The sequence below is a fragment of the Streptomyces spinosus genome (assembly GCF_020400655.1).
Classification (GTDB): Bacteria; Actinomycetota; Actinomycetes; order Streptomycetales; family Streptomycetaceae; genus Streptomyces; species Streptomyces argyrophylli.
On sequence record NZ_JAINRC010000010.1, the window covers coordinates 87,780 to 109,944 of the forward strand.

At 74.4% G+C, this 22,165-nt stretch carries 11 protein-coding genes and 1 pseudogene; 9 read left to right on the forward strand and 3 right to left on the reverse strand.

What is annotated here, in order from left to right; genetic code table 11:
• The first annotated feature begins 105 nt into the window (after window positions 1-105).
• From LG395_RS19915 to LG395_RS19930, 4 genes are all read left to right on the forward strand, one after another.
• Window positions 106-822, forward strand: a complete 717-nt coding sequence (locus tag LG395_RS19915; protein WP_225810704.1) for a FadR/GntR family transcriptional regulator — start codon at window positions 106-108, stop codon at window positions 820-822.
• The gene (locus tag LG395_RS19920; RefSeq protein WP_372463443.1) at window positions 819-2,372 is read left to right on the forward strand and encodes a tocopherol cyclase family protein; all 1,554 of its coding nucleotides are present in this window, start codon (window positions 819-821) and stop codon (window positions 2,370-2,372) included. The genes LG395_RS19915 and LG395_RS19920 overlap by 4 nt, the downstream gene beginning before the upstream one ends.
• The gene (locus LG395_RS19925) at window positions 2,369-4,507 is read left to right on the forward strand and encodes a GMC family oxidoreductase (RefSeq protein WP_225810705.1); all 2,139 of its coding nucleotides are present in this window, start codon (window positions 2,369-2,371) and stop codon (window positions 4,505-4,507) included. The genes LG395_RS19920 and LG395_RS19925 overlap by 4 nt, the downstream gene beginning before the upstream one ends.
• Window positions 4,508-4,745: 238 nt before the next feature.
• Window positions 4,746-7,535: a SpoIIE family protein phosphatase gene (locus LG395_RS19930; protein WP_372463444.1), complete on the forward strand. Its 2,790-nt coding sequence runs from the start codon at window positions 4,746-4,748 to the stop codon at window positions 7,533-7,535.
• Between the two features lie 20 nt (window positions 7,536-7,555).
• Here the strand turns inward: LG395_RS19930 and LG395_RS19935 are convergent, their stop codons facing one another.
• Window positions 7,556-8,284, reverse strand: coding sequence for an SDR family oxidoreductase (locus LG395_RS19935; RefSeq protein ID WP_225810706.1), 729 nt, complete (start codon window positions 8,282-8,284; stop codon window positions 7,556-7,558).
• Between the two features lie 184 nt (window positions 8,285-8,468).
• On the opposite strand from LG395_RS19935, the gene LG395_RS19940 reads away from it, so the two are divergent.
• From LG395_RS19940 to LG395_RS19950, 3 genes are all read left to right on the forward strand, one after another.
• Window positions 8,469-9,491: a LacI family DNA-binding transcriptional regulator gene (locus tag LG395_RS19940; RefSeq protein WP_225810707.1), complete on the forward strand. Its 1,023-nt coding sequence runs from the start codon at window positions 8,469-8,471 to the stop codon at window positions 9,489-9,491.
• Between the two features lie 252 nt (window positions 9,492-9,743).
• Window positions 9,744-10,871 (forward strand): glycoside hydrolase family 12 protein, encoded by a 1,128-nt coding sequence (locus tag LG395_RS19945; RefSeq protein ID WP_225810708.1) that lies wholly within the window; start codon window positions 9,744-9,746, stop codon window positions 10,869-10,871.
• A gap of 802 nt (window positions 10,872-11,673) precedes the next feature.
• Window positions 11,674-12,762 (forward strand): lytic polysaccharide monooxygenase auxiliary activity family 9 protein, encoded by a 1,089-nt coding sequence (locus LG395_RS19950; RefSeq protein ID WP_225810709.1) that lies wholly within the window; start codon window positions 11,674-11,676, stop codon window positions 12,760-12,762.
• 99 nt (window positions 12,763-12,861) lie between these two features.
• Here the strand turns inward: LG395_RS19950 and LG395_RS19955 are convergent, their stop codons facing one another.
• A complete protein-coding gene (locus LG395_RS19955) occupies window positions 12,862-15,045 on the reverse strand; it encodes an FUSC family protein (RefSeq protein WP_225810710.1) in 2,184 nt (727 codons plus the stop codon).
• A gap of 465 nt (window positions 15,046-15,510) precedes the next feature.
• Here LG395_RS19955 and helR point away from each other — a divergent pair, with 465 nt between their 5' ends.
• Window positions 15,511-17,667 (forward strand): RNA polymerase recycling motor ATPase HelR, encoded by a 2,157-nt coding sequence (gene helR, locus LG395_RS19960; RefSeq protein ID WP_225810711.1) that lies wholly within the window; start codon window positions 15,511-15,513, stop codon window positions 17,665-17,667.
• Here the strand turns inward: helR and LG395_RS19965 are convergent.
• Window positions 17,613-18,302, reverse strand: a pseudogene (locus LG395_RS19965) (NlpC/P60 family protein); the annotation flags it as partial. The gene helR and the pseudogene LG395_RS19965 overlap by 55 nt on opposite strands.
• 982 nt (window positions 18,303-19,284) lie before the next feature.
• On the opposite strand from LG395_RS19965, the gene LG395_RS19970 reads away from it, so the two are divergent.
• Window positions 19,285-22,074 (forward strand): AAA family ATPase, encoded by a 2,790-nt coding sequence (locus LG395_RS19970; RefSeq protein WP_225810712.1) that lies wholly within the window; start codon window positions 19,285-19,287, stop codon window positions 22,072-22,074.
• Window positions 22,075-22,165: the final 91 nt, after the last annotated feature.

Sequence of the window (22,165 nt, forward strand, 5' to 3'; positions counted from 1 at the left end):
GTTCCGTCAGGGGCATTGACTCCCTGGACCGACATTGGTTGAGTGGCTCAGCCACTGAACCACTGAACCACTCACCGCGTAACCGCTGAGCCGCTGGAGGCCGGAGTGGGAGCACTGCCCCGCGAGACGATCGTCGACGTACTGGAGAGGAGGCTGCGCGAGGACATCCTCGCCGGGCGCCACCCGGCCGGGAGCTATCTGCCGCCGGAGCGCGAACTCGCCGACGGGTTCGGGGTCACCCGCACCACCCTCAAGCACGCCTTCGGCCGGCTGGCGCAGTCCGGGCTGCTGGAGACGCGCCACGGGGTGGGGACCCGCGTACGGGACTTCCTGCGCCTGGGCGGAGCCGACCTGCTGCCCATGCTCGTGCGCCACAGCCCCGACTGGATCGGCGAGGTCTTCGAGGTCCGCCGCGGCATCGGCGCCCTGATCGCCGAACGCGCCGCGGCCCGTGCCACCGCCGCCGACATCGCCGAACTGCGCCGGCTGCTGGCGGCCGTCGCCGACGCGGACGGCGGCGACCCCGCGCAGCTCGCGGACGCCGAGGTGCACCGGGCGCTGGCCCGGGCCACGGGCAACCGCGTGTACGTGCTGCTGACCAACACCTTGTTCAACGCCTACCTGCCGGTGCGCGCCGCGCTGGCCGGACCGTTCGAGGACGCCCGGACCGCGCACGACCGCCTGGCACCGGTCGTGGAGGCCGTGGCCGCACGCGACCCGGAGACGGCGCGCAGAGCCGCCGGGCACTACCTGTCGGCGACGGAACGCATCATGCTCGAAGGGCTCGCGCGCTCCGGCGCCCGCCGGGGGGATGCCTCGTGACCGTGCGCGGAGCGGTGTTCCGGGAGACGATGCTGGGCCGGGTCCGGCTGGCCGGCGACCGCGCCGACCGCCCCGTACGGCTGGACCTGCTGGCCCGCGCGGACAGCCTGATGCTGCCCCACCGCACCACCCTGGCGCGGCTGACGGGACGCGTCCGGATCGCGGGACGGGCCGACGACCCCTCGGCCGAGGGCGAGTTGGAGATCTCGCCGGTGGCGCGCCGCCGGATCCGCTATCGGCTCGGCTTCGACCTGGACGGCCGGCGGATGCTGCTGGACGGCTGGAAGTCGGTGACCTTCAGGCACCCCCTGTCCTCGATGACCGTCCTGCCGTACACGCTCTACGAGGACGGCGCGCGCGTCGGCGAGGGCACCCTGCGCTTCCCCCTCGCCACCGGCCTGCTCCCCTTCCTCGCCGGGTTCCGGTTCCCCCGGGCGGCCGAGCCCGCCGCCGACCGGTTCCTGGCGCCGCGCTGGGACGGCACACCGGGGCGGACGGAGGTCTGGTACACGACCCTGACCGATCCGGCGAGCGGCAGCGGTGTCTGGCTGCACCACGAACTCGTCGCCCCCCACGACGGCGCACCCGCCTATGCGCACGGCTGGATCGCCGTGTTCCCGAAGGAGGGCCCGGTGGAGCACGCCCGGTTCGGCCCGGTTCCCTGGGCGGGCCGGAAGGGCGGGAGGAGCGGACGGGCGGGAGGACCGACTCGGGGGTGGGCGGGGCGACGGACCGACGGGTGGGCGGGGGGCCGGACCGACGAGCCGACTGACGGCCCGGCCGGGCAGACCGACGACCTGACCGGCGATCTGACCGGCGACCCGGCCGGCCGGATCGACGGCTTCGTCGCCGGAGGCGTCCGTGTCGCGCCCGGCCGGCTGACCGGTTCGGCGGGGCCGTTCACCTGGGCGCTCGCCGAGGAGGTCCAGGGCCCGCCGCTGCACACGTTCCCCCGCTGGTCCTGGCGGCGCCCCTGGCTGCCGGCCACACACCTGCTGCCCGCCGCCCGTGCCCGCTACACCGGAACCGTCCGCCACGGGACCCGCGAGCTGCGCCTGACCGACGCGCCCGGAGCGAGCGCGCGCATCTTCGGCCACGGCAACGCCCGCCGCTGGGCCTGGCTCCACGCCGACCTGGGAGGAGGTGACGTCCTGGAGATCGTCGCCGCCGTGTCGACGCGGCGCGGACTCGACCGGCTGCCCCCTCTGGTGTTCCTGCGCCTGTACCGGAACGGCCGCGCCTGGCCCCGGCGGGTGGAGCGGACCGCCGTGGGCTGGGCGGGAATCGGCCGGTTCCGCGCGGACATCGGCCTGCCGCGCTGGCGGGTCGAGGGCCGTGCGGGCCTGCGGCGCATCCGGGTGACGGTGACCCAGCCGCCGGACGGGACGCTCGCCCTCGACTACACCGACCCGGACGGTTCCGCCGCCGTGTGCCGCAACAGCGAGCGGGCGGACGCGGACGTGCGCGTGGAGCGCTGGTGGGGCCGGTGGCGGCCGGAGGCGGCCTGGCGGCTGTCGGGCACCGCGCACGCGGAGGTCGGGAGCCGATGAGCGCAACTCCCCGGGCACTGACGGGACTTGCGGCCGCCGTTCTCGCCGACGACGGCACGGCCGAGTGGACCAGGACCGTACCCCGGCGCGTCGCCGCCCTGCTCGGCGTCATGCCGGCCCCGGCCCGCGCGGCGGTGCGCGCCGCCGCCGTGGCGATCGACGCGTACGCCGTCGCCCGTACCGGCAGGCGGCTGTCCGCGCTCGACGCGGAGGAACGCGAGCAGGTCATGACGTCGCTCGCCGCTCGCCCGGCCCTGCTGCCGCTGCTGGACGCGCTCAAGGTACCGGTCCTGCTGGCCGCGGGCACCGAACGCATGCGGTACGACGGTGCCGCCCCGTCGGTCTCCACGCCGGGGCGTGCGCCGCTCGACGGCACGCCCGCGGTGCCCACGCCGCCGCGGTCCGCGCCGCCGGAGTCCACCCAGCCGGGGCCGGCGCCCTCGGACCCCGCACCCCCGGACCCCGCGCCCTCGGGCCCCGTGCCCTGGCAGCCCGCAGCCCCGAGCCCGGCCCCTTCGCACCCCGCTTCTTCGCCCACCGCCCCCTCGCCCACCACGCCCTCGGCCACCACCCCCTCGGCCACCACCCCCTCGCCCTCCACGCCCTCGGCGTACGCGCCCTCGGCGTACGCGCCCGAGGATCCTCCGCTCGACTGCACGCCCTCCTCCGACTGGCCCGCGCGGTCCACCGCGGACGCGGTCGTCGTGGGCTCGGGGGCGGGCGGCGCGATGGCCGCGCGGACGCTCGCCGCTGCCGGGATGCGCGTGGTCGTCGTCGAAGAGGGTGAGCACCACTCCACCGCGTCGTTCGGCCGACGGGCGCCGCTCGACCGCTTCACGAGCCTGTACCGGGACGGCGGCGCGACCGTCGCCCTGGGCAATCCGCCGCTGGTCCTGCCCGTGGGCCGCGCGGTCGGCGGTACCACCGTCGTCAACTCGGGCACCTGCTACCGGACCCCGGAACACGTCGTCGCCCGCTGGCTCCGCCGGCACGGGTTCGCCGCCGCCGAGGACTTCGCCACGCATCTGGACGAGGTCGAACGCGTTCTGCGGGTGGCGCGGCAGCCGCTGGACGTCCTCGGCGCCAACGGGCGGCTCGCCCTGGCCGGCGCCCGGGAACTCGGCTGGGCCGCCGCACCCCTGCGGCGCAACGCCCCGGGCTGCCGGGGCTCCTGCCAGTGCGTCGTCGGCTGCCCCACCGGCGCCAAGCAGAGCGTCCAGCTGTCCGTGCTCCCCGAGGCGTGCGCGGCCGGCGCGCGCATCGTGACGGGTGCTCGGGTACGGCGCATCCTCACCGACCGCGACGGGCCGGCCGGTCCGCGGGCCGCCGGGGTGCTCGCCCGCCGTCCGGACGGCAGCGAACTGGAGATCCTCAGCCCCTTGGTCGTGGTCGCCGCCGGGGCCCTGCACACCCCGCCGCTGCTGCGCCGCTCCGGCCTGGGCGGGCACCGGCGGCTCGGCCGCAACCTCAGCGTGCACCCCGCCATCAGCGTCGCGGGCCGCTTCGACCGGCCGGTGACCGCCTGGCAGGGTGTGCTGCAGAGCGTCGGTGTGGAGCACCTGCGGGCCGACGGCATCCTGATCGAGGCGACCGCGGCACCGCCGGGCATGAGTTCCTTCGTGCCGCCGGGGATCGGCCGTGCACTGCGGCGGGAACTCGAACAGGCGGACCGGCTGGCGACGCTCGGCGCGATGATCGCCGACCGTCCGTCGGGCCGTGTCCTCGGCCGGGACCGTCCGCTGCCGCGCTACGACCTCGCGGCGCGTGACGCGGGCCGGCTGCTGCGCGCCCAGCGGGCCATGGGACGTCTGCTGTTCGCGGCCGGCGCCGAGGAGGTGCTGACGGGCGTTCCCCGCGCGCCGCGCGCCCGCACCCCTGCCCAGCTGGAGGCCCTGCTCGACACGGTGAGCGTGCGCCACCTGCACGTCTCCGCGTTCCATCCCACCGGTACCGCGGCGGCCGGCGCCGACCCCGAGTGGTCGCCGGCCGACCCGGAAGGGCGGTTGCGGGGCGTGCACGGCGTACTGATCGCCGACGGTTCCGTCCTGCCGAGCTGTCCGGAGGTGAACCCTCAGCTGAGCATCATGGCCGCGGCCCTGGCCGTCACCCGGCGTCACGTGACACGGGCCGCGTGACGGTCCCCGGCCGCCGGGCGGCACGCCCGGCACGCGGGCCGGGGTGCCCACGGTCCCGGCGGACGAGGGGAACGGCAGGGCACGGCACCGCCCCCGCCCCAGTCGCACAGGCCACCCACACAGGCCCACCCGCACGAACCCAGCCGCCCGCCCTGACACGACACGCCACGCAACGCCCCACCCCCATCGGCCGACCCACCGGTCGCCGAGCCCGGCGGCACAGTGCTAGAAAAGGGAGATGAGCGGACGTTCCCGCTGGCCATGGGCGGGCGCGGCGCCGCCGTCCGGCTCACGGGGTTCACCCGGTCCGGCGCGTGGCCGCGGACTCTGGCCGCCCCGCAGACGCCGTCTTCCGCCGTCGCTGAGCGTCCGCACGCTCGCCGCGCAGGTCTTCGTGCTGCAGGCGCTGATCATGCTGTTGCTGGTGGCGGCGGGGGCCACCGCCCTGGCGGTGCAGGGGCGGTACGACGCCCAGCGCACCGCCGAGGACCGTTCCCTGGCCGTGGCGGAGACGTTCGCGCACGCGCCCGGGACGGCGCTCGCACTGCGGTCGCCGCACCCGGCCGCCCAGTTGCAGCCGGCGACGGAGCAGGTGCGGAAGGGGTCCGGCGTCGACTTCGTCAGCGTCCTCGACCGGCGCGGTGTCCGGATCACCGACACCGACCCCACCCTGATCGGCACGAAGGCCGGGGGCGTCGGCCGGGCCGTCATGGGCGAGATGTACACCGAGACCTTCCACGGCCGGCCCTCCGACGCCGTGCGGGCGGTCGTACCGGTGACGGACCCCGGCAGGCGCGTGGTCGGCGTGGTCACCGCCGGGATCAAGTACAGCAACGTCGGCCAGGTGCTGGACCGGCAGCTCCCGATGCTGCTCGGCATGGCGGCGGGGGCGCTGCTGCTGGCGACCGGCGGCGCGGCACTGGTCAGCCGCCGGCTGCTGCGGCAGACCCACGGTCTCGGGCCGGCCGAGATGACCCGGATGTACGAGCACCACGACGCCGTGCTGCACGCGGTGCGCGAGGGCGTGCTCATCGTCGGGGGCGACGGGCGCGTACTGCTGGCCAACGACGAGGCACGCCGGCTGCTGGACCTGCCCGGGGACGCCGACCAGCGGCACGTGCGGGAGCTGCGGCTGGGGCCGGGCCTGGCACGGCTGCTGCTGTCGGGCGAGACGGCGTCCGACGAGGTCGTCCCGGCCGGTGACCGGCTGCTGGCGGTGAACACCCGGCCCACCGCCCCGTACGGCGGTGCCCAGGGGCTGGTCGCCACCTTCCGTGACACCACGGAGCTGAGGGCGCTCACCGGGCAGGCCGAGGTGGCGCGCAGCCGGCTGTCGTTCCTGTACGAGGCGGGCGTACGGATCGGCACCACGCTCGACGTACGGCGTACGGCGGAGGAGCTGACCGAGGTGGCGGTCCCCCGCATGGCCGACGTCGTCACCGTCGAACTCCTCGACTCCGTGCTGCGCGGCAAGGAGCCCTCGGGCGCGGTCCGCGAGATGCGTCGTACCGCGCTGCGGGCCACGCGGGGCGGACACCCCTTGCAGGCGGTGGGCGAGGTGATCCGGTTCCTGGCGGCCGACACGCCGATGGCGGCGGCGCTGCGGCAGGGCAAGGCCGTCCTGGTGCCGGACCTGCGCTGTGCCGGGGACTGGCGGGCACAGGACCCGGAGGGAGCGCGACGGGCGCTGGACGACGGCCTCCACTCGCTGATCACCGTCCCGCTCCGCGCGCGCGGGGTGGTCCTCGGCATGGTCAACTTCTGGCGTGGCGCGGGCTCCCCGCGGTTCGAGGAGGAGGACGTCGCCGTGGCCGAGGAGCTGGTGGCCCGCGCCGCCGTCGCCGTCGACAACGCGCGCCGGTACTCCCGCGAGCACGCGCTGGCCGTGACGCTCCAGCGCAATCTGCTGCCGCTGGGCCTGCCGGACCAGGCCGCGCTGGAGGTCGCCTCGCGTTATCTGCCGGCGGAGTCCGGCGTGGGCGGCGACTGGTTCGACGTCATCCCGCTGCCCGGTTTCCGGGTGGCGCTGGTCGTCGGGGACATCGTGGGGCACGGGCTCCAGGCCGCGGTCACCATGGGGCGGCTGCGCACGGCCGTGCTGAACTTCTCCTCGCTGGACCTGGCGCCGGACGAACTGCTCGGGCATCTCGACGAGATGGTGACCCGGCTGGACACCCAGACCGAGACGGCCGCCGACGACGACCAGGTGCCGCTCACGGGTGCCACCTGTCTCTACGCCGTCTACGACCCGGTCGGCGGGCACTGCACCCTCTCCCGCGCCGGGCACCTCGCACCCGCCGTGGTGGACCCGCAAGGCCGGGTGTCCTTCCCCGAGCTCCCGCTGTCGCCGCCTCTGGGCGTGGGCGGGCATCCCTTCGAGGCCGGTGAGCTGGAACTGGCCGAGGGCAGCCGCCTCGTCCTGTTCACGGACGGGCTGATCGAGAACCGCGGACGGGACGTCGACGAGGGCCTGGCGATGCTGTCCTCGGCCGTCGCCGACGCCGACCTGACGCCCGAGGAGACGTGCCGCGCCCTGGTGGAGACGATGCTGCCGGGGCATCCCAGTGACGACGTGGCGCTGCTGGTCGCCCGGACCCGGCTGCTGGACCCGGCGTGCGTCGCGACCTGGGACGTCCCCTTCGACGTGGAGGCCGTGCCCCGGGTGCGCGGCGAGGCGGCCCGGCGGCTCGCCGAGTGGGGGCTGGAGGAGACGGCGTTCGGCACGGAGCTGATCCTCAGCGAGCTGCTGACCAACGCGCTGCGCTACGGCGCCCCGCCGGTACGGGTGAGGCTGCTGCTGGGCCGCACCCTGGTGTGCGAGGTGGCCGACGGCAGCAACACCTCACCCCGGCTGCGGCGCGCGGCCACCACCGACGAAGGGGGCCGCGGTCTGTTCCTGGTCTCCCGGTTCGCGGACCTGTGGGGGACGCGTTACGCGGCGCGCGGCAAGGTCATCTGGGCGGAGCAGCGGCTGGAGGGCGCCTCGGAACCGGATCCCCTGGCCCTCCTGGACGTCCTGGGCGTCTGACGTCCCGGTCCGGCGCCGGGTCAGGCGAGCCACTCCTCGTAGCGGGTGGGGGCGAGCCGGGCGTGCGGATCGGTGAGCACGTCCCCCTGGACGACGGCGAACATGCCGGCGGCCGGATCGGTGACGACAGCGCGCGGGTCGCCCTTGCGGGACAGGATCGTGCGGCCGAGCTCGTCCAGGGTGAAGACCTCGGGACCGGCGATGTCGAGGATGCCGCCCAGCGGTGCGCCCACGGCGACCTCCGCCACCGCTTGTGCCACGTCCCTGGCGGCGATCGGCTGGATCGGCGTCGGGGGAAGCCGCACGGTGTCGCCGTCGGAGGTCCAGGACAGGACGTCGTCCATGAACTCCATGAACTGCGTGGCCCGGACGATCGAGTACGGGACGGGACCGGCCGCGAGGATGTTCTCCTGGAGCACCTTGGCCCGGTAGTAGTCCAGTTCCGGCACCTGGTCGACGCCGACGATCGAGAGGATCACGATGTGGCCGACGCCGCCCTTGACGGCCGCGGCCCGGAGGTTGTCCATCGAGGTCTGGAAGAACGCGAGGGAGTCCGCGTCGAAGGTCGGGGAGTTCGTCGTGTTCACCACCACGTCGGCCCCCGCCACGGCCGCGTCGAGCCCCTGGCCGCTGATGACGTCGACCCCGGTGGAGTGCGAGTGCGGCACGGCCTCGTGCCCCGCGGCCCTGAGGTTCCCGACGACCTGCGACCCGATCAGCCCGGTACCGCCGATGACTGCGACCTTCATGACACCCCTTACGTCGGCAATACCCGCAATATGGCATATGCGCGCTGGAGGGGCGCGGGGTGGGACGGCGAGCGGGCCGAGGGGGTGACCGGTCGTGTCGCCCGTCCGGCGGCCCGTTCGAAACTTTCCGTGGGCCCGCCGTCGCCGGGCCCGTAATATCGGTGATCTCTTGGGGGAGGTGGTCATGGGCAAGCGGCGCCCTGGCTCGCCGACGCTGGAGGAGGTGGCCGCTCACGCCGGAGTGGGCCGGGGCACGGTCTCCCGCGTCGTCAACAACGCGGCCGGTGTGAAGGAGTCGACACGCCGGGCCGTACAGCAGGCCATCGCGGAACTGGGCTACGTCCCGAACCTCGCGGCCCGTTCGCTCGCCGGGCGACGGGCCGACGCCGTCGCGCTCGTCATGACGGAGCCGGACTGGCGGAAGTTCGCGGAGCCGTTCTTCTCCGAGATCGTCCGTTCGCTCGGCGACGCCCTGACCGACACCGGGATGCAGCTGCTGCTGACCCTGGTCCGCTCGGACACCGAACGGGAGCGCTTCCTGGAGTACGCCCGCGGCGGCCGGGTCGACGGGGTGCTGATGATGTCCGTGCACGCCGACGACCCGCTGCCGGACATGCTCGCCGAGGCCCGGCTGCCCACCGTCCTGCTGGGCCGCCGTTCGGCCGACGAGCACGTCAGCTACGTCGACGCGGACAACGTCGGCGGCGCCCGCAGCGCCGTCACCCATCTGCTGGACAAGGGCCGGCGGACGATCGCCACGATCACCGGGCCGCTGGACATGTACGTCACCCGGTGCCGGCTGCGCGGCTACCGTGAAGCCCTGGCCCACGCCGGGCTGGACGCCCCGCCGTCCTGGGTCGCGGAAGGCGACTTCACCGCGGAGAGCGGCCGGCGCGCCATGGCCCGGCTGCTCGGGCAGCACCCGGACATCGACGGTGTGCTCGCCGCCTCGGACACCACGGCCGCCGGCGCCCTGGAGGCGCTGCGCGCGGCGGGACGCCGGGTGCCGCAGGACGTCGCCGTGATCGGTTTCGACGACTTCCCGCTGGCCGAGCGGACCGAGCCGCGGCTGACCACGGTCCGCCAGCCGCTGGAGGAGATCGGGCGGGCCATGGTGCGGCTGCTCCTGGAGGAGATGGAGGAGTCGCCCGTGGCGTGGCGGCACGTGATCCTCCGTACGGAGCTGGTGGTGCGCGAGTCGGCGTAGTCCCGCCGGACGCCGGTGCCCTGTGGCCGGGCCGGTTTTCGGGAGCGCTCCCAGTCCACGGGGCCCGCGCCGACCGGGCCGCCTTCCACCTGCCAATTCGAGACTTCTTCGACACTCACCCCGCGCGGAGCCTTGTCAGGGACATGAACTCTCCCTACAGTCCCTGCCCAACGGAGGGAATGGGAGCGCTCCCATCCAACTGCGCCCCGGGAGCGCTCCCGAACTCCCCTCACCGTCATGGAGAGGACCCGCATGCGACCGTACAAGCACCCTTCCCGTGGAGCGCGCGGCCTGCTGGGCGCACTGCTCACCGCGCTCGCCGCCCTGGCGGCGCTGCTCGCCGTCGCTCCCGCCGCCCAGGCCGACACCACGATCTGCGAACAGTACGGCTCGACGACGATCCAGGACCGCTACGTCGTCCAGAACAACCGCTGGGGCACCGCCGAGACCCAGTGCATCGGCGTCACGGACTCCGGGTTCCGCGTCACCCAGGCCGACGGCTCGGTGCCGACGAACGGCGCCCCGAAGTCCTACCCGTCCGTCTACAACGGCTGCCACTACACCAACTGCTCGCCCGGCACGAACCTCCCGGCCAGGCTCAGCAGCATCTCCCGTGCGCCGACCAGCATTTCCTACGGCTATGTGAGCAACGCGGTGTACGACGCCGCGTACGACATCTGGCTCGACCCCACGCCCCGCACCGACGGCGTCAACAAGACCGAGATCATGGTGTGGTTCAACAAGGTGGGTCCCATCCAGCCGGTGGGCTCGCAGGTCGGCACGGCGACCGTCGCCGGGCGTCAGTGGCAGGTGTGGTCCGGCAACAACGGCGGCAACGACGTGCTGTCCTTCGTCGCGCCGTCGGCGATCACCAGCTGGAGCTTCGACGTCATGGACTTCGTCCGGCAGGCCGTGTCCCGCGGGCTCGCGCAGGACAGCTGGTACCTGACCAGCGTGCAGGCGGGCTTCGAGCCCTGGCAGAACGGCGCCGGCCTGGCTGTGACCTCGTTCTCCTCCACGGTCGACACCGGCAGCGGCGGCCCGGGCGGCCCCGGGAGCCCGGCGGCCTGCAAGGTGGCCTACGGGACCAACGTCTGGCAGGGCGGCTTCACCGCCGACGTCACCGTCACCAACACCGGCTCCTCCCCCGTCAACGGCTGGCAGCTCGCCTTCACCCTGCCCACGGGGCAGCGGATCACCAGCACCTGGGGCGCCACCGTGACACCGTCCTCGGGGTCGGTCACGGCGAGCGGTCTCGCCTACAACGCGCAGATCGCGCCCGGCGGTCAGGTGTCCTTCGGGTTCCAGGGCAGCTATGGCGGCACGTTCGCCAAGCCCTCCGGCTTCAGCCTGAACGGGGCCGCCTGCGCCACCGCGTGACCCGCGCCCCCGGCACACCGCCCGGGTGACACACCCCAGCACCGGGACCCGCTCGTCCCGCACCCGCCGATCGGGCGGGTCCCGGCTCCACCCCGGCCCCACCCCGGCCCCACCCCGGCGCCGCCCTGCTCCCGGCTCCGCCGCAGCGCCGCCCCGTTCCCGGACCGTTCCAGGAAAGGCCCGCCCGCATGAGCCTCCCGCTCGCCCGCCACCGCCCGGCGACGGTCCTGCCCGTGTGTGCCGCGGCCCTGGCCCGCACCGCGCCGGCCGCCGCCGCACCGGAGCCCGCCGCCGCCTGCCCGGCCGGAGCCCTGCCCTACCAGGACCCCTCCACCCGCGTGCCGGACCGGGCCACCGTCCCCGGCACCGCCTTCGACGGCTCCCTGCGGCCCGGCGCCACCACGTCGTTCGGCTCCACCGCTGAAGGCACCGCCGGCACCCCGACCCGCACTGCTCCGGGAGCTGAGTGCGCGCCCGCCGGCCGCACGTGCCCCGCACCACCCGCACCCCGCACGAGGAGGACGCATGACACACCCCGACCGCCGGACACCCCCGCACCGGCCGAGACCGGGGCGCCGACGGCACCGGGCGGCCTCGCTGGGCGCGGCGCTCGCCACCCTGGCGCTGGGCCTGGCCGGGCAGCTCACCGCGCACCCCGCCGCCGGCACCGGTGCCGGCGAGGCGTTCGCCGGCCACGGCACCGGCGTGACACCCACCCACGCCCCGGCGGTCCCCGCGTACTCCGGTACGGCGGCCGCCCGGGGTTTACCGCCCGTCTGATCCGAATCGGAAGGAGCTGAACGTGGCTCGACGCAACAGACTGATATCGGTGGCAGCGGCCCTGTCGACGCTGCTGGCGGCCCTCGCCCTCACCCTGCTGGGGCAGACCAGCGCCCAGGCGCACGGGGTGGCGATGCTGCCCGGATCCCGCACCTACCTGTGCTACCTGGACGCGCACACGACGACCGGCGGGCTGGACCCGACCAACCCGGCCTGCCGGGACGCACTGGCCAAGAGCGGTGCGACGGCGTTGTACAACTGGTTCGCGGTGCTCGACTCCAACGCCGGCGGCCGGGGAGCGGGTTACGTCCCGGACGGCACCCTGTGCAGTGCCGGCGACCGGTCGCCGTACGACTTCCGCGGCTACAACGCGGCCCGCTCGGACTGGCCTCGCACCCATCTGACCAGCGGGGCCACGATCCAGGCGCAGTACAGCAACTGGGCGGCGCACCCGGGTGACTTCCGGGTCTACGTCACCAAGCCTGGCTGGTCGCCCACCTCCGCCCTGCGCTGGGCCGACCTGGACCTGATCCAGACGGTCACCAACCCACCGCAGCAGGGCTCGCCGGGCACCGACGGCGGCCACTACTACTGGGACCTGAAGCTGCCCTCCGGGCGGTCCGGCGACGCCCTGCTGTTCATCCAGTGGGTGCGTTCGGACAGCCAGGAGAACTTCTTCTCCTGCTCGGACATCGTCTTCGACGGCGGCCACGGCGAGGTGACGGGCATCCGCACCTCCGGCGGTACGCCGACGCCCACGCCCACACCGACTCCCACGGATCCGCACACCGGTTCCTGCATGGCGACGTACTCCGTGGTGAACTCCTGGAACGGCGGCTTCCAGGCCTCCGTCGAGGTCATGAACCACGGCACCACGCCGCTCGACGGGTGGGCCGTGGCCTGGCAGCCCGGGTCCGGCACCAGGATCAGCAGCCTGTGGAACGGCACCGTTTCCACCGGCACCGACGGCACGGTCACGGTCCGCAACGCGGACCACAACCGGGTCGTGCCCGCCGACGGCAGTGTCACCTTCGGCTTCACCGCCACATCGACGGGCAACAACGTCCCCGCCGGTTCCATCGGCTGCGTCACGGCACAAGGCACCACCTGACGCGAACGGCCCCGCCGCCTTCCCGGCCGGTCCGCGGGAGGCGGCGGGCGCCACGGGACCGGGACCGTCCGCGGCCGGCGGGGCACCCGGGGGGCAGGCTCAGGAGGCGTCCGCCGTCGCCCTCGCCGAGGGGTGCCACGGGGCGGCGTACGTGATGCGCGTCAGGTCGGTCATGAGCGAGTCCAGCCAGGCCACGGTCGCGTAGTACCTGCGGGGAGCGCCGGGCGGCTCGGCGGTGAGGCCGGGGAGGGCCGGGTCGATCAGTGGTGTCGCCGCGACGGGGGTGTCGTCTCCCGGGTCCAGCGCGGCCGAGACGAGCAGCATCCGGCCCGCCACCCGCTCCCCCAGCATGCCGGCCGACAGGGCCGCCGCCGGGCTCAGCGGGGTGAGCGGCGGCTCCAGCAGCCGTGCCGAGCCCCACAGGGTGTGGTGCCCGGCGATCAGTGTCGCCTGCCAGTCCACGGCGGGCAGCGGCACCCGGTTCCCGCCGCCCCCGAACGGCGGCGTCGGCTCGCTCTGCACCTGCGCGTAGGCGGACTCCGCGAGGACGATGGCACGTTGCAGACAGCGGTGGCCGGGCGCCCTGGACAGCGGGGGCGACACCGTGCCGCACGCCACCGAGGCACTGGTGGCCACGACGATCTCCGCGGCCCTGCGCAGCAGGTCCGCCGCCGTGCGGCGCAGCTCCTCATGGCCGCCCCGGGGCCAGGCCAGCACGCCGAAGACCGCGCCGATCGCACTGCCGATGAGCACGTTCAGCACCCGGACCTCCGCCAGCCGCCAGGTCGGCGGCGCGAGCTGCGCGAAGACCAGCGCCACGAGCACGGTGAACAGTCCCTGCGCCCATCCCACGCCCCTGACCGGCCCCACCGTGAAGCCGAGCAGCATCCACAGCGGCAGCAGGACGGCGTACACGGTGGTGTCGGAGCCCGCGAGGATCAGCAGACCGGCGCTCAGCAGGGCCCCGGCCAGCGTGCCGACGAGCGCCAGGCGGATGGTGCTCCAGGTCCCGCCCAAGGTGGTGCGGGTCAGCGTGAGGGTCGCCAGCATCGCCCAGAAACCGTGCGGCAGCGTGTCCACCCCGGCCACGAGCCGGGCCGCCGTCAGGGCCAGGGCGATGCGGACCGCGTTCTGGAAGAACACCGAGCGGCGCCCGGCATGGCCGCGCAGCCGGTGCCACCACAGCACGGGGGTCCGGGTGGTGGCGTACCAGAACCGGCCGGGCTGCAGTTCCACCGAGGTGCGCCGGCCCCGCACGGCCAGATCGGCCGCCGCGCCCATGGCCAGCGCCGCGTCGGCGATCTCCAGCACGGCGGCGTGGCAGCGCAGGACGGCGGGCGGGAGGCCGGCGTCGGCCGGAGCGGCAGGGGGGCCGTCGGACACGGCGGACAGGTCCGCGCGTGCCTCGGTCAGCTCCCGCTGCTGTGCCCCGGGGGACGTTCCGGTCCGAAGGCAGCTCGTGGTCGCCGTGGCCATGCGCGCCACCGCCCCCAGTACGGCGGTCACCTCGGGCGCCGGACCCTGGTGCGGCAGCCGGGGCAGCTCGGCCAGCCTGCCGAGCAGGGTGCGGGTGGCCAGGCCGGTGTGGGCGAGGGCGCGAGCGCGTACCCCGGGCCCGGCCGGACGCTCCGCCTCGGGCACGCTGAGCGACCGCAGCGACTGGCTCACCTCCCGGGCCGCCAGGACGTCGGTGCCGGTCAGGCCGTTCCGGTGTGCCGCGAGCTTCGCCGCGCACCGCTCGGCGACCACCGCCGCCCGGGCGACCCGCTCCCGGTACGGCAGCGGGGCCGGCTCCCGGAAGAGCAGCGCCTCGGCCGCGACGAAGAGGACCAGCCCCGTCGTCGTACCGATCAGCCGGTCGCCGAGTGAGCCGGGGTCGTAGGGCGGGAAGGAGGGGAGGATGTAGAGGAGTTGGAGGCCCGGCGCCGCGCCCGCCGGGCGGGGTCCGCCGACGGCGGCGAAGGCCAGCGTGAAACCGACCACCAGCATGCCGGCGACCGCGCTCCAGGTCCGCACCGACAGATAGGTGCCCGCGACCACCAGCACCCAGCACACCGGCAGCAGGCGTGTCAGCACGGCCGCGCGCTGCCGCCCGGTGCCCGGAATCCTGGCCAGCCCGCCCAGCGCGACCACGGTGAACAGCGCATAGGTCGCGGCCACGGGGCGGTCGAAGACGTAGCGGAAGGCGTAGAAGCCGGCCGCGGCCACGAGTGTCACGCGCAGGGCACGGCGACCGGAGGCGGCGTAGGCCGCCCGGAGCCGCGCACCTCGCTCATCCCGCATTCCTACAGAATCACCCGGCGCGGGGCATCCGGCACCTCGCCGGGCGGGGGTGCTCCGGAGAAGAAGAGGAGAAGAAGAGGAGAAGAAGAAGGGCAAGGAGTCACCCACTCCTCGCCACTCTCAACTTATAGCGCACCGGGGGGCTTGCGGCAAGGCCCCCGTCGTACCGCAGAATTGCCGGCCGAGGCCAGGAAGCTGCGGAAAAGGGTGATTCACGAAGTGCGTGTACTTCAGTCCATGTACGGGTCCGGCGCGAAGGCGCGGGTGTGCGTGCCACCGGGCGGGGACTCCGCGCGGCGGACGCGGGGCCGCCGCCCGACGCGGCGCGGCCGGGCCCGTCGGCCTGAGCCGGGAGCGGCCACGCGGCGCACGGACCGCCGCGCGTAGCCGCCGCGTGCCCGTCCGCCCCACCCCCGTCCCACCGCCCGCCACGGCCACGACCGGCCTCACAAGGGAGCCCCTGACGTGAAACTTCCCCTGCCCACCCGTGTCTTCGACCTCTCCGGCCGCCTCGCCGCCAAGGACGACCCGGCGCTGATCGCCGAGGACGAGCGGCACTTCGCGGCCATCGCGGAGTGTCTCGAGCAGTCGATCGCCGAGCTGTCCGGCCGTCTCGACGCCGAGCGCAGGGCGCCGGGCGGCAAGGGCCGGCAGGCGATGGACCGGGACGCCGAGATCCACCGGCTGACCGCCCGCCTGCGCACCCTGCGCCGCTACGGACTGGACCTGTGCCTCGGGCGCATGGTCGGCGCGGACAGCCGGGAGCCCGTCTATGTCGGCCGGCTGGGGCTCACCGACAGCGCGGGCCGCCGGCTGCTGGTCGACTGGCGCTCCCCGGCGGCCGAGCCGTTCTTCGGGGCCACCCACGCCCGGCCGATGGGCCTGGTGAGCCGCCGCAGGTACCGCTGGACCGACGGCCGGATCACCGACTACTGGGACGAGGTGTTCACCCTGGAAGGGCTGGCCGGCCATGCCGCGCTGGACGACCAGTCCGCGTTCATCGCCAGTCTGGGCGGCAGCCGGTCGCCGCGGATGCGGGACGTGCTCGGCACCATCCAGGCCGACCAGGACGCCGTCATCCGGGCGGACTCGCGCGGCGCCCTGGTCGTGGACGGCGGCCCGGGCACGGGCAAGACCGTCGTCGCCCTGCACCGCTCCGCCTACCTCCTGCACTCCGACCCGCGGCTCGGTCACCGCCGGGGCGGCGTCCTGTTCGTCGGTCCGCACCGGCCGTACCTGTCCTACGTCGCCGACGTCCTGCCCAGCCTGGGCGAGGAGGGCGTGCAGACGTGCACCCTGCGGGACCTGGTCGCCGAGGGGGCCGGGGCCGTGGCCGAGGCCGATCCGGAGGTGGCCCGGCTGAAGTCGTCCGCGGACATGGTGCGGGCGATCGAGAAGGCCGTGCGGTTCTACGAGGAGCCGCCCGCCGAGGGGATGACGGTCACCACGCACTGGTCCGAGATCCGGCTGAGCGCGGACGACTGGGCCGTGGCGTTCGACGCTGCGGAACCCGGCACTCCGCACAACGAGGCGCGGGAGCAGGTGTGGGAGGAACTGCTCACGATCCTGGTGGACAAGCACGACGGTGACGCCCCGCCGGAACTGCTGCGCAGGTCGCTGCTGCGGAACAGGGACCTGCTGACCGCCTTCGGCCGCGCCTGGCCGCTGCTGGAGGCGGCCGATCTCGTCGGGGACCTGTGGTCGGTGCCGGCCTACCTGCGGATGTGCGCCCCGTGGCTGAGCCGCGAGGAGGTACGGCTGTTGCAGCGCGCGGAGCCCCAGGCCTGGACGGTGTCCGACCTGCCGCTCCTGGACGCGGCCCGGCAGCGGCTCGGCGACCCGGAGACGGCCCGGCGAAAGCGCCGCCACGCCGCAGCCCTCGCCGCCGAACGCGAGCGCATGGACAGGGTCGTCGACAACCTGCTGGAAGCCCACACCTACGACGACGGCGAAGGCGTGCTGGTCATGCTGCACGGCCAGGACATGCGCAACTCCCTGGTCGACGACAGCGTCCTGCCGGCCGCCGACCCCGACCTGCTCGCCGGGCCGTTCGCGCACGTCGTCGTGGACGAGGCGCAGGAACTGACCGACGCGGAATGGCAGATGCTGCTGCTGCGGTGCCCGTCCCGGAGCTTCACCATCGTCGGGGACCGAGCCCAGGCCCGGCACGGGTTCAACGAGTCGTGGCGGGAACGGCTCACCCGGGTCGGGTTCGACCGGATCCGGCTGGCGTCCCTGACCGTCAACTACCGGACGCCCAAGGAGATCATGGCGGAGGCCGAGCCGGTCATCCGGGCCGTACTGCCGGACGCCAACGTACCGACGTCCATCCGCGGCAGCGGTGTCCCCGTCGTGCACGGCTCGGTCTCCGAGCTGCGCGCGGTCCTCGACGCCTGGCTCGCCGCGCACGCCGACGGGATCGCCTGTGTCATCGGCGATCCCGCGTTCCGGCCGGCCTCCCGGGTCCGTTCCCTGACGCCGGAGCTGTCGAAGGGACTCGAGTTCGACCTGGTCGTGCTCGTCGATCCGGAGAGGTTCGGGGAGGGCGTCGAAGGGGCGGTGGACCACTACGTCGCGATGACCCGGGCGACCCGGCAGCTGGTCGTCCTCACGAGTCCGTGACCCGAGGACCCGTCGGGCGCGTCAGCACGAGCAGGTCGGTACGCCGTCCAGCCAGGCCGGGCCCTGGATGTAGATGTTGGTGATCCATGCGCGGTAGTCGGGGAGGCAGGACCAGGCGTCGTTGGTGTAGCCCTCGGCGGTGACGGGCTCGGCGTGTTCCTGGCAGGCGACGCGGACGGTCGTGGGGCCGGGGAAGGCGTAGACGCGGGCGGCCCGGACGGAGGGCTGGGCCTTGGTCCAGACGCCGGTGCCCCAGGTGCGCAGGACGGGCCCCGCGACGGTGCCGGTGTCGACGCGGACCGCGCCGAAGCAGTCGCCGCCCAGGCGGACGTCACTGCCGTCAGCCTGGTCCCGGACTGCCGTGCCTCCGCCATCTTCCCCGCGCCGAGGTAGGGGGCGATGTGGTGCAGGCCGGCGGAGGTGCCGTAGGCGAGCAGGTCCCCGGGGCGCAGCGGGGCGAGGCCGTCGGCGGCGGTGAAGCGGGCGGCGGTGCGGTGGATGTGGTACCGGGCGCTCGCGTCGCCGTCGAGGATGTCGGCGCCGGTGGCTCGCGCGTAGGCGTAGCGGACCAGTCCGGAGCAGTCGAAGCCGAGGCGTTCGGGGTCGTGTTCGCCGGCCGGGTCGGTCGGGTCCTTCCTGCCGTAGGTGGGGCCGGGCCGGGCGCCGTGGCCGCCGCCCCAGGTGTACCAGACGCCGGCCGCGACCTGCGCGCAGGCGGTGTCGACGGCCCGTTCGGCCGCGGCGGAGGCGCCCGGGGCGAGGACGCCGCGGCCGGCGTCCGCCGCGCCGGACGGACGGGTGGGGCGGTTCGGCCGCGTTCGCCGGCGCGGTGAGGAAGAGAGCTGTCAGCAGGGCGATGAGTGTGCCGATGGCACCGGTCCGCCAGGGGACCGGGACCCCCGTTTCCTGGTGTGGTCGTGAGAGGTGGTGCGGTGCACAGCCTTCCCCGGCGCGACGGGGTGGGCGGGTTTCCCGTCGCCCGTCGCCTGCGTGCCGGGGAAACCGCGCGTGACCAGCGGAAGCGGGAGCCGGCGGGCAACGGGGGCGCTTCTCGGGCATGGGACAGGTGGGACACCTGCACACCCACTTCGTATACCGTCCCGGCCTAAAGGGCTCAACGGGTTCCCCAGGCAATCGTCCTCGCCCGAACGGGCAGCGGAAGCGCTTTCCCGTGACCGATGTCACGATTGACCGTGTCCGGCGCCTTTCTTTAACCGTCCGGTAAATCAACAGACTGTAAAAGGACGTCTCGGTGAACCACCCGCGCACTAGGCCAGAGGCGATCCCGGGCGACAGTTGACAACGTTGGCCTGGACAGATAGCGTTTCTGCCTGCTATGGGCACCTAATCTTTATTCGGTACTTAACCAGCAAAGCCGCGAACATCCGAACCAAAGTCAGCCATAAATTGGCCGAAATCATTCGGGTACATCGATGCGATACTCTTCGCCGCCGGTCAGGGGCTGTTCCGACCGCATGCAGGCCAGCCCGGCGCGCCGCCTTTGCGACAGTGCCGTCGCCTTACAAACTCTCCACGCCGCGTCGTACGACGCCGCCTCGTCCGGGGGAAAACGCGGCGCCATCTCGCTCGGAAAAATGAATCTAGGGGGGATCCTCGATGCACCTTTTCGGCCGTACGCGAGAACTGCAGGCCTTGGGTGAGGCGTTCGCTGACAGCGCGCGAGGACACGGCCGTCTCGTGATCATCACAGGGGGTCCGGGATCGGGCAAGACCCAGCTGGTGCATGAATTCCTGACCACGCTGAACAGCACCGGCGCCCGCATACTGACCGGTAGCGCCGGCTGGGCCGAACGAGATCAGCCGATGAGTCTGGCCGGGCAATTGCTCCGGAACGCCGAGGCGGAGTGCGCGATATCACACCACGCCCGGCCGGCGGCCCACATCCCGGGGGACGTCCGCCGGCCCGCGGACTCCGGGCACCGGCCCGTCGGCGCCTTTGACGGACACGAGAGCGCGACCGAGACGCTGCTGCGTCTCGCCAGGGGCGAGAGGCCCCTGGTCGTCGCCGTGGACGACGCCCACGCCATGGACCGGGCCTCGTTACAGACGATCGTCCACCTGCTGCACCGCGGCCGCTCCCGGCGGGTCCTCGTGGTGTGCGCCACGTCGGGACACTTCGGCGAGACCCGCTCGCCCGCGCACACCGAGCTGCTCCGCCAGCCCCACCGGCGGGTGCGCCTGGCTCCGCTGTCCGCGGCGAGCGTCGGCGAACTGCTCGCCGCACAGGCCGGCCGGCCCCTGCCCGGACACGTCCGCGACGCCTACCACCGGGCCACCGCCGGCAGCCCGCTCCTCATCCACGCCCTGCTGGACGACAGCGCCCACTTCGCCCCGGAGATCGGCCCGCCCATCGCCGGCGCGGCCTACCGCCAGGCGGTGCTGTCGCTGCTGCACCGCGGCGAGCCGGGACACGTCCGGGTGGCCCGGGCACTGGCCGCGCTCGGCGCCCTGGCGGGGACCGTGCCCGTGGGAGACCTGGCCGGCACCACACCGGCCGGCACCCAGGAGGCCGTGGACGTCCTCAACTCCTCCGGCCTGCTGGACGGTCACGCCTTCCGACACCCCACCGCCGCCGCCGCGGTGCTGGAGGACATGGAAGCCGCCGCCCGCACCCGGCTACACGGGCGGATCGCCCAGATGCTGTACCGGTCCGGCGCGCCCGCCGTCGAGGTCGCGCACCACCTCCGGCTCGCGGACCTCGTCCCGGCGGGCTGGGGCGCGGGCGTCCTGCGCACCGCCGCGGAACAGGCCCTGGCCGCGGACGACGTGGAGCGCTGCACCGACTACCTCGGCCTGGTCCTGCGCGACTGCACCGACGAACAGGAACGCCACGCGCTGTCGGTGGCCCTCGCGCGCGCGGAGTGGCGCACGAACCCGGCGGCCGCCGCGCCCCATCTCGAACCGCTGCGCGAGGCGGCGCTCGCCGGCGACCTGAGCATGCGGGACGCCGCCACCGTCCTGCGCTACCTGCTGTGGCAGGGCGACACCGAACTGGCCGCCCAGGCCGTCGCCACCCTCGTCCACGCGCACTCGGCCGCAGACGCCCAGATCGTCGCCGAGGTCGAGTTCGTACGGCAGTGGTTCTACGGCGTGGCGCTGCCCGGCAAGGGCGCCCCTGTGGCCGGCCTCGACCGGCGCCGCCGGCAGGCGCACGCCGGTGCCGGCGGACTGGCCGCCCGGGTGGCCGCGCTCATCGGCGGCGAGGCCACCGACGACTCCGCGGCGGCCGTCGCCCAGGCCCTCCAGGGCCACCAACTGGACCACCTCAACCTGGAGCTGGTCGCCATGTCCCTGCTCGCGGTCGCCCACGCGGACCGGCCCGCGATCGCCGCCGAGGCCTGCGACGCGCTGCTGGAGCGGGCCGAGGAACGCCGGGCGACGACCTGGCAGGCCCTGCTCGGCAGCATCCGGGCGGAGATCGCCCTGCTCCAGGGGGACGTGACCACCGCCGCGCAGGGCGCGCTCACCGCGCTCGGCACCCTGCGCGCCGAGAGCTGGGGCGTGCTCATCGGCCTCCCGCTGTCGACGGCGATCTCCGCGCACACCGCCCTGGGCTCCTACGACGAGGCGGAGGAGCTGCTCAAGCACGACGTGCCCGAACCGATGTTCCGCACCGTGTTCGGGATCCAGTACCTGCGTGCCCGCGGTCACCACTTCCTCGCCACCGACCGGCCCTTCGCGGCGCTGGGCGACTTCGAGACCTGCGGGCGGCTGCTCCGGGAGGGCAACCCCAGCCTGCAGAAGGGCATCCCCTGGCGGTCCGACCTGGCCCTGGCCAACCTGCGGATCGGAAAGGCCCGCACCGCCCGGGAGTGGGCCGAGGAACAGCTGGGGCTGCCCGGAGGACACAGTTCCAGGGCCCGGGCGATGGCGCTGCGCCTGCTGGCGGCCACCTGCAAGCCGCACCGCCGGGCCTCGCTGCTGCGCGAGTCGATCGACCTGCTCAAGGCGTGCGGCGACCGGTACGCGCTGGCCCAGGCGTACGCCGACCTGTCCGCGGCGCACTACGAACTCGGCGAGTACGCCCGGGCGCGGCTGGTGGCGCGGCAGGCCGCACGGGAGGCCGAGGCGTGCCGCATCGAGTCGCCGGTCGACGCGCACCTGCTGGAGGACCCGGTACGCGCCGACGGCGCCGACTCCGACGCCGGCCCCGCCATCCTGAGCGACGCGGAGTGCCGGGTCGCCGGGCTGGCCGCGCTCGGGTACACCAACCGGGAGATCAGCGCCCGCCTGCACGTCACCATCAGCACGGTCGAGCAGCACCTCACCCGGGTCTACCGCAAGCTCAACGTGGCCAACCGTTCGGAGCTGCCGTCGAAGATGCTGGACCACCGCATACCCAAGCTGTCGGACCGCTGGGCCAGCACCCACTCGTCCGCGGGCTGAGCGGTCCCGGCGGCTCGCCGTCCGCCACCGGGACCACCGGACGGAGCGCGGCCCCATCGGAGGTGTCCTCCGGTGGGGCCGCGCTCCGTCG

Excerpts from the sequence above, each read along its gene's own strand:
- LG395_RS19970 (WP_225810712.1), top strand. The coding sequence starts at position 19,285 with ATGCACCTTTTCGGCCGTACGCGAGAACTGCAGGCCTTGGGTGAGGCG.
- LG395_RS19940 (WP_225810707.1), top strand. The coding sequence starts at position 8,469 with ATGGGCAAGCGGCGCCCTGGCTCGCCGACGCTGGAGGAGGTGGCCGCT.
- LG395_RS19945 (WP_225810708.1), top strand. The coding sequence starts at position 9,744 with ATGCGACCGTACAAGCACCCTTCCCGTGGAGCGCGCGGCCTGCTGGGC.
- LG395_RS19935 (WP_225810706.1), bottom strand. The coding sequence starts at position 8,284 with ATGAAGGTCGCAGTCATCGGCGGTACCGGGCTGATCGGGTCGCAGGTC.
- LG395_RS19925 (WP_225810705.1), top strand. The coding sequence starts at position 2,369 with ATGAGCGCAACTCCCCGGGCACTGACGGGACTTGCGGCCGCCGTTCTC.
- LG395_RS19955 (WP_225810710.1), bottom strand. The coding sequence starts at position 15,045 with ATGCGGGATGAGCGAGGTGCGCGGCTCCGGGCGGCCTACGCCGCCTCC.
- LG395_RS19930 (WP_372463444.1), top strand. The coding sequence starts at position 4,746 with ATGAGCGGACGTTCCCGCTGGCCATGGGCGGGCGCGGCGCCGCCGTCC.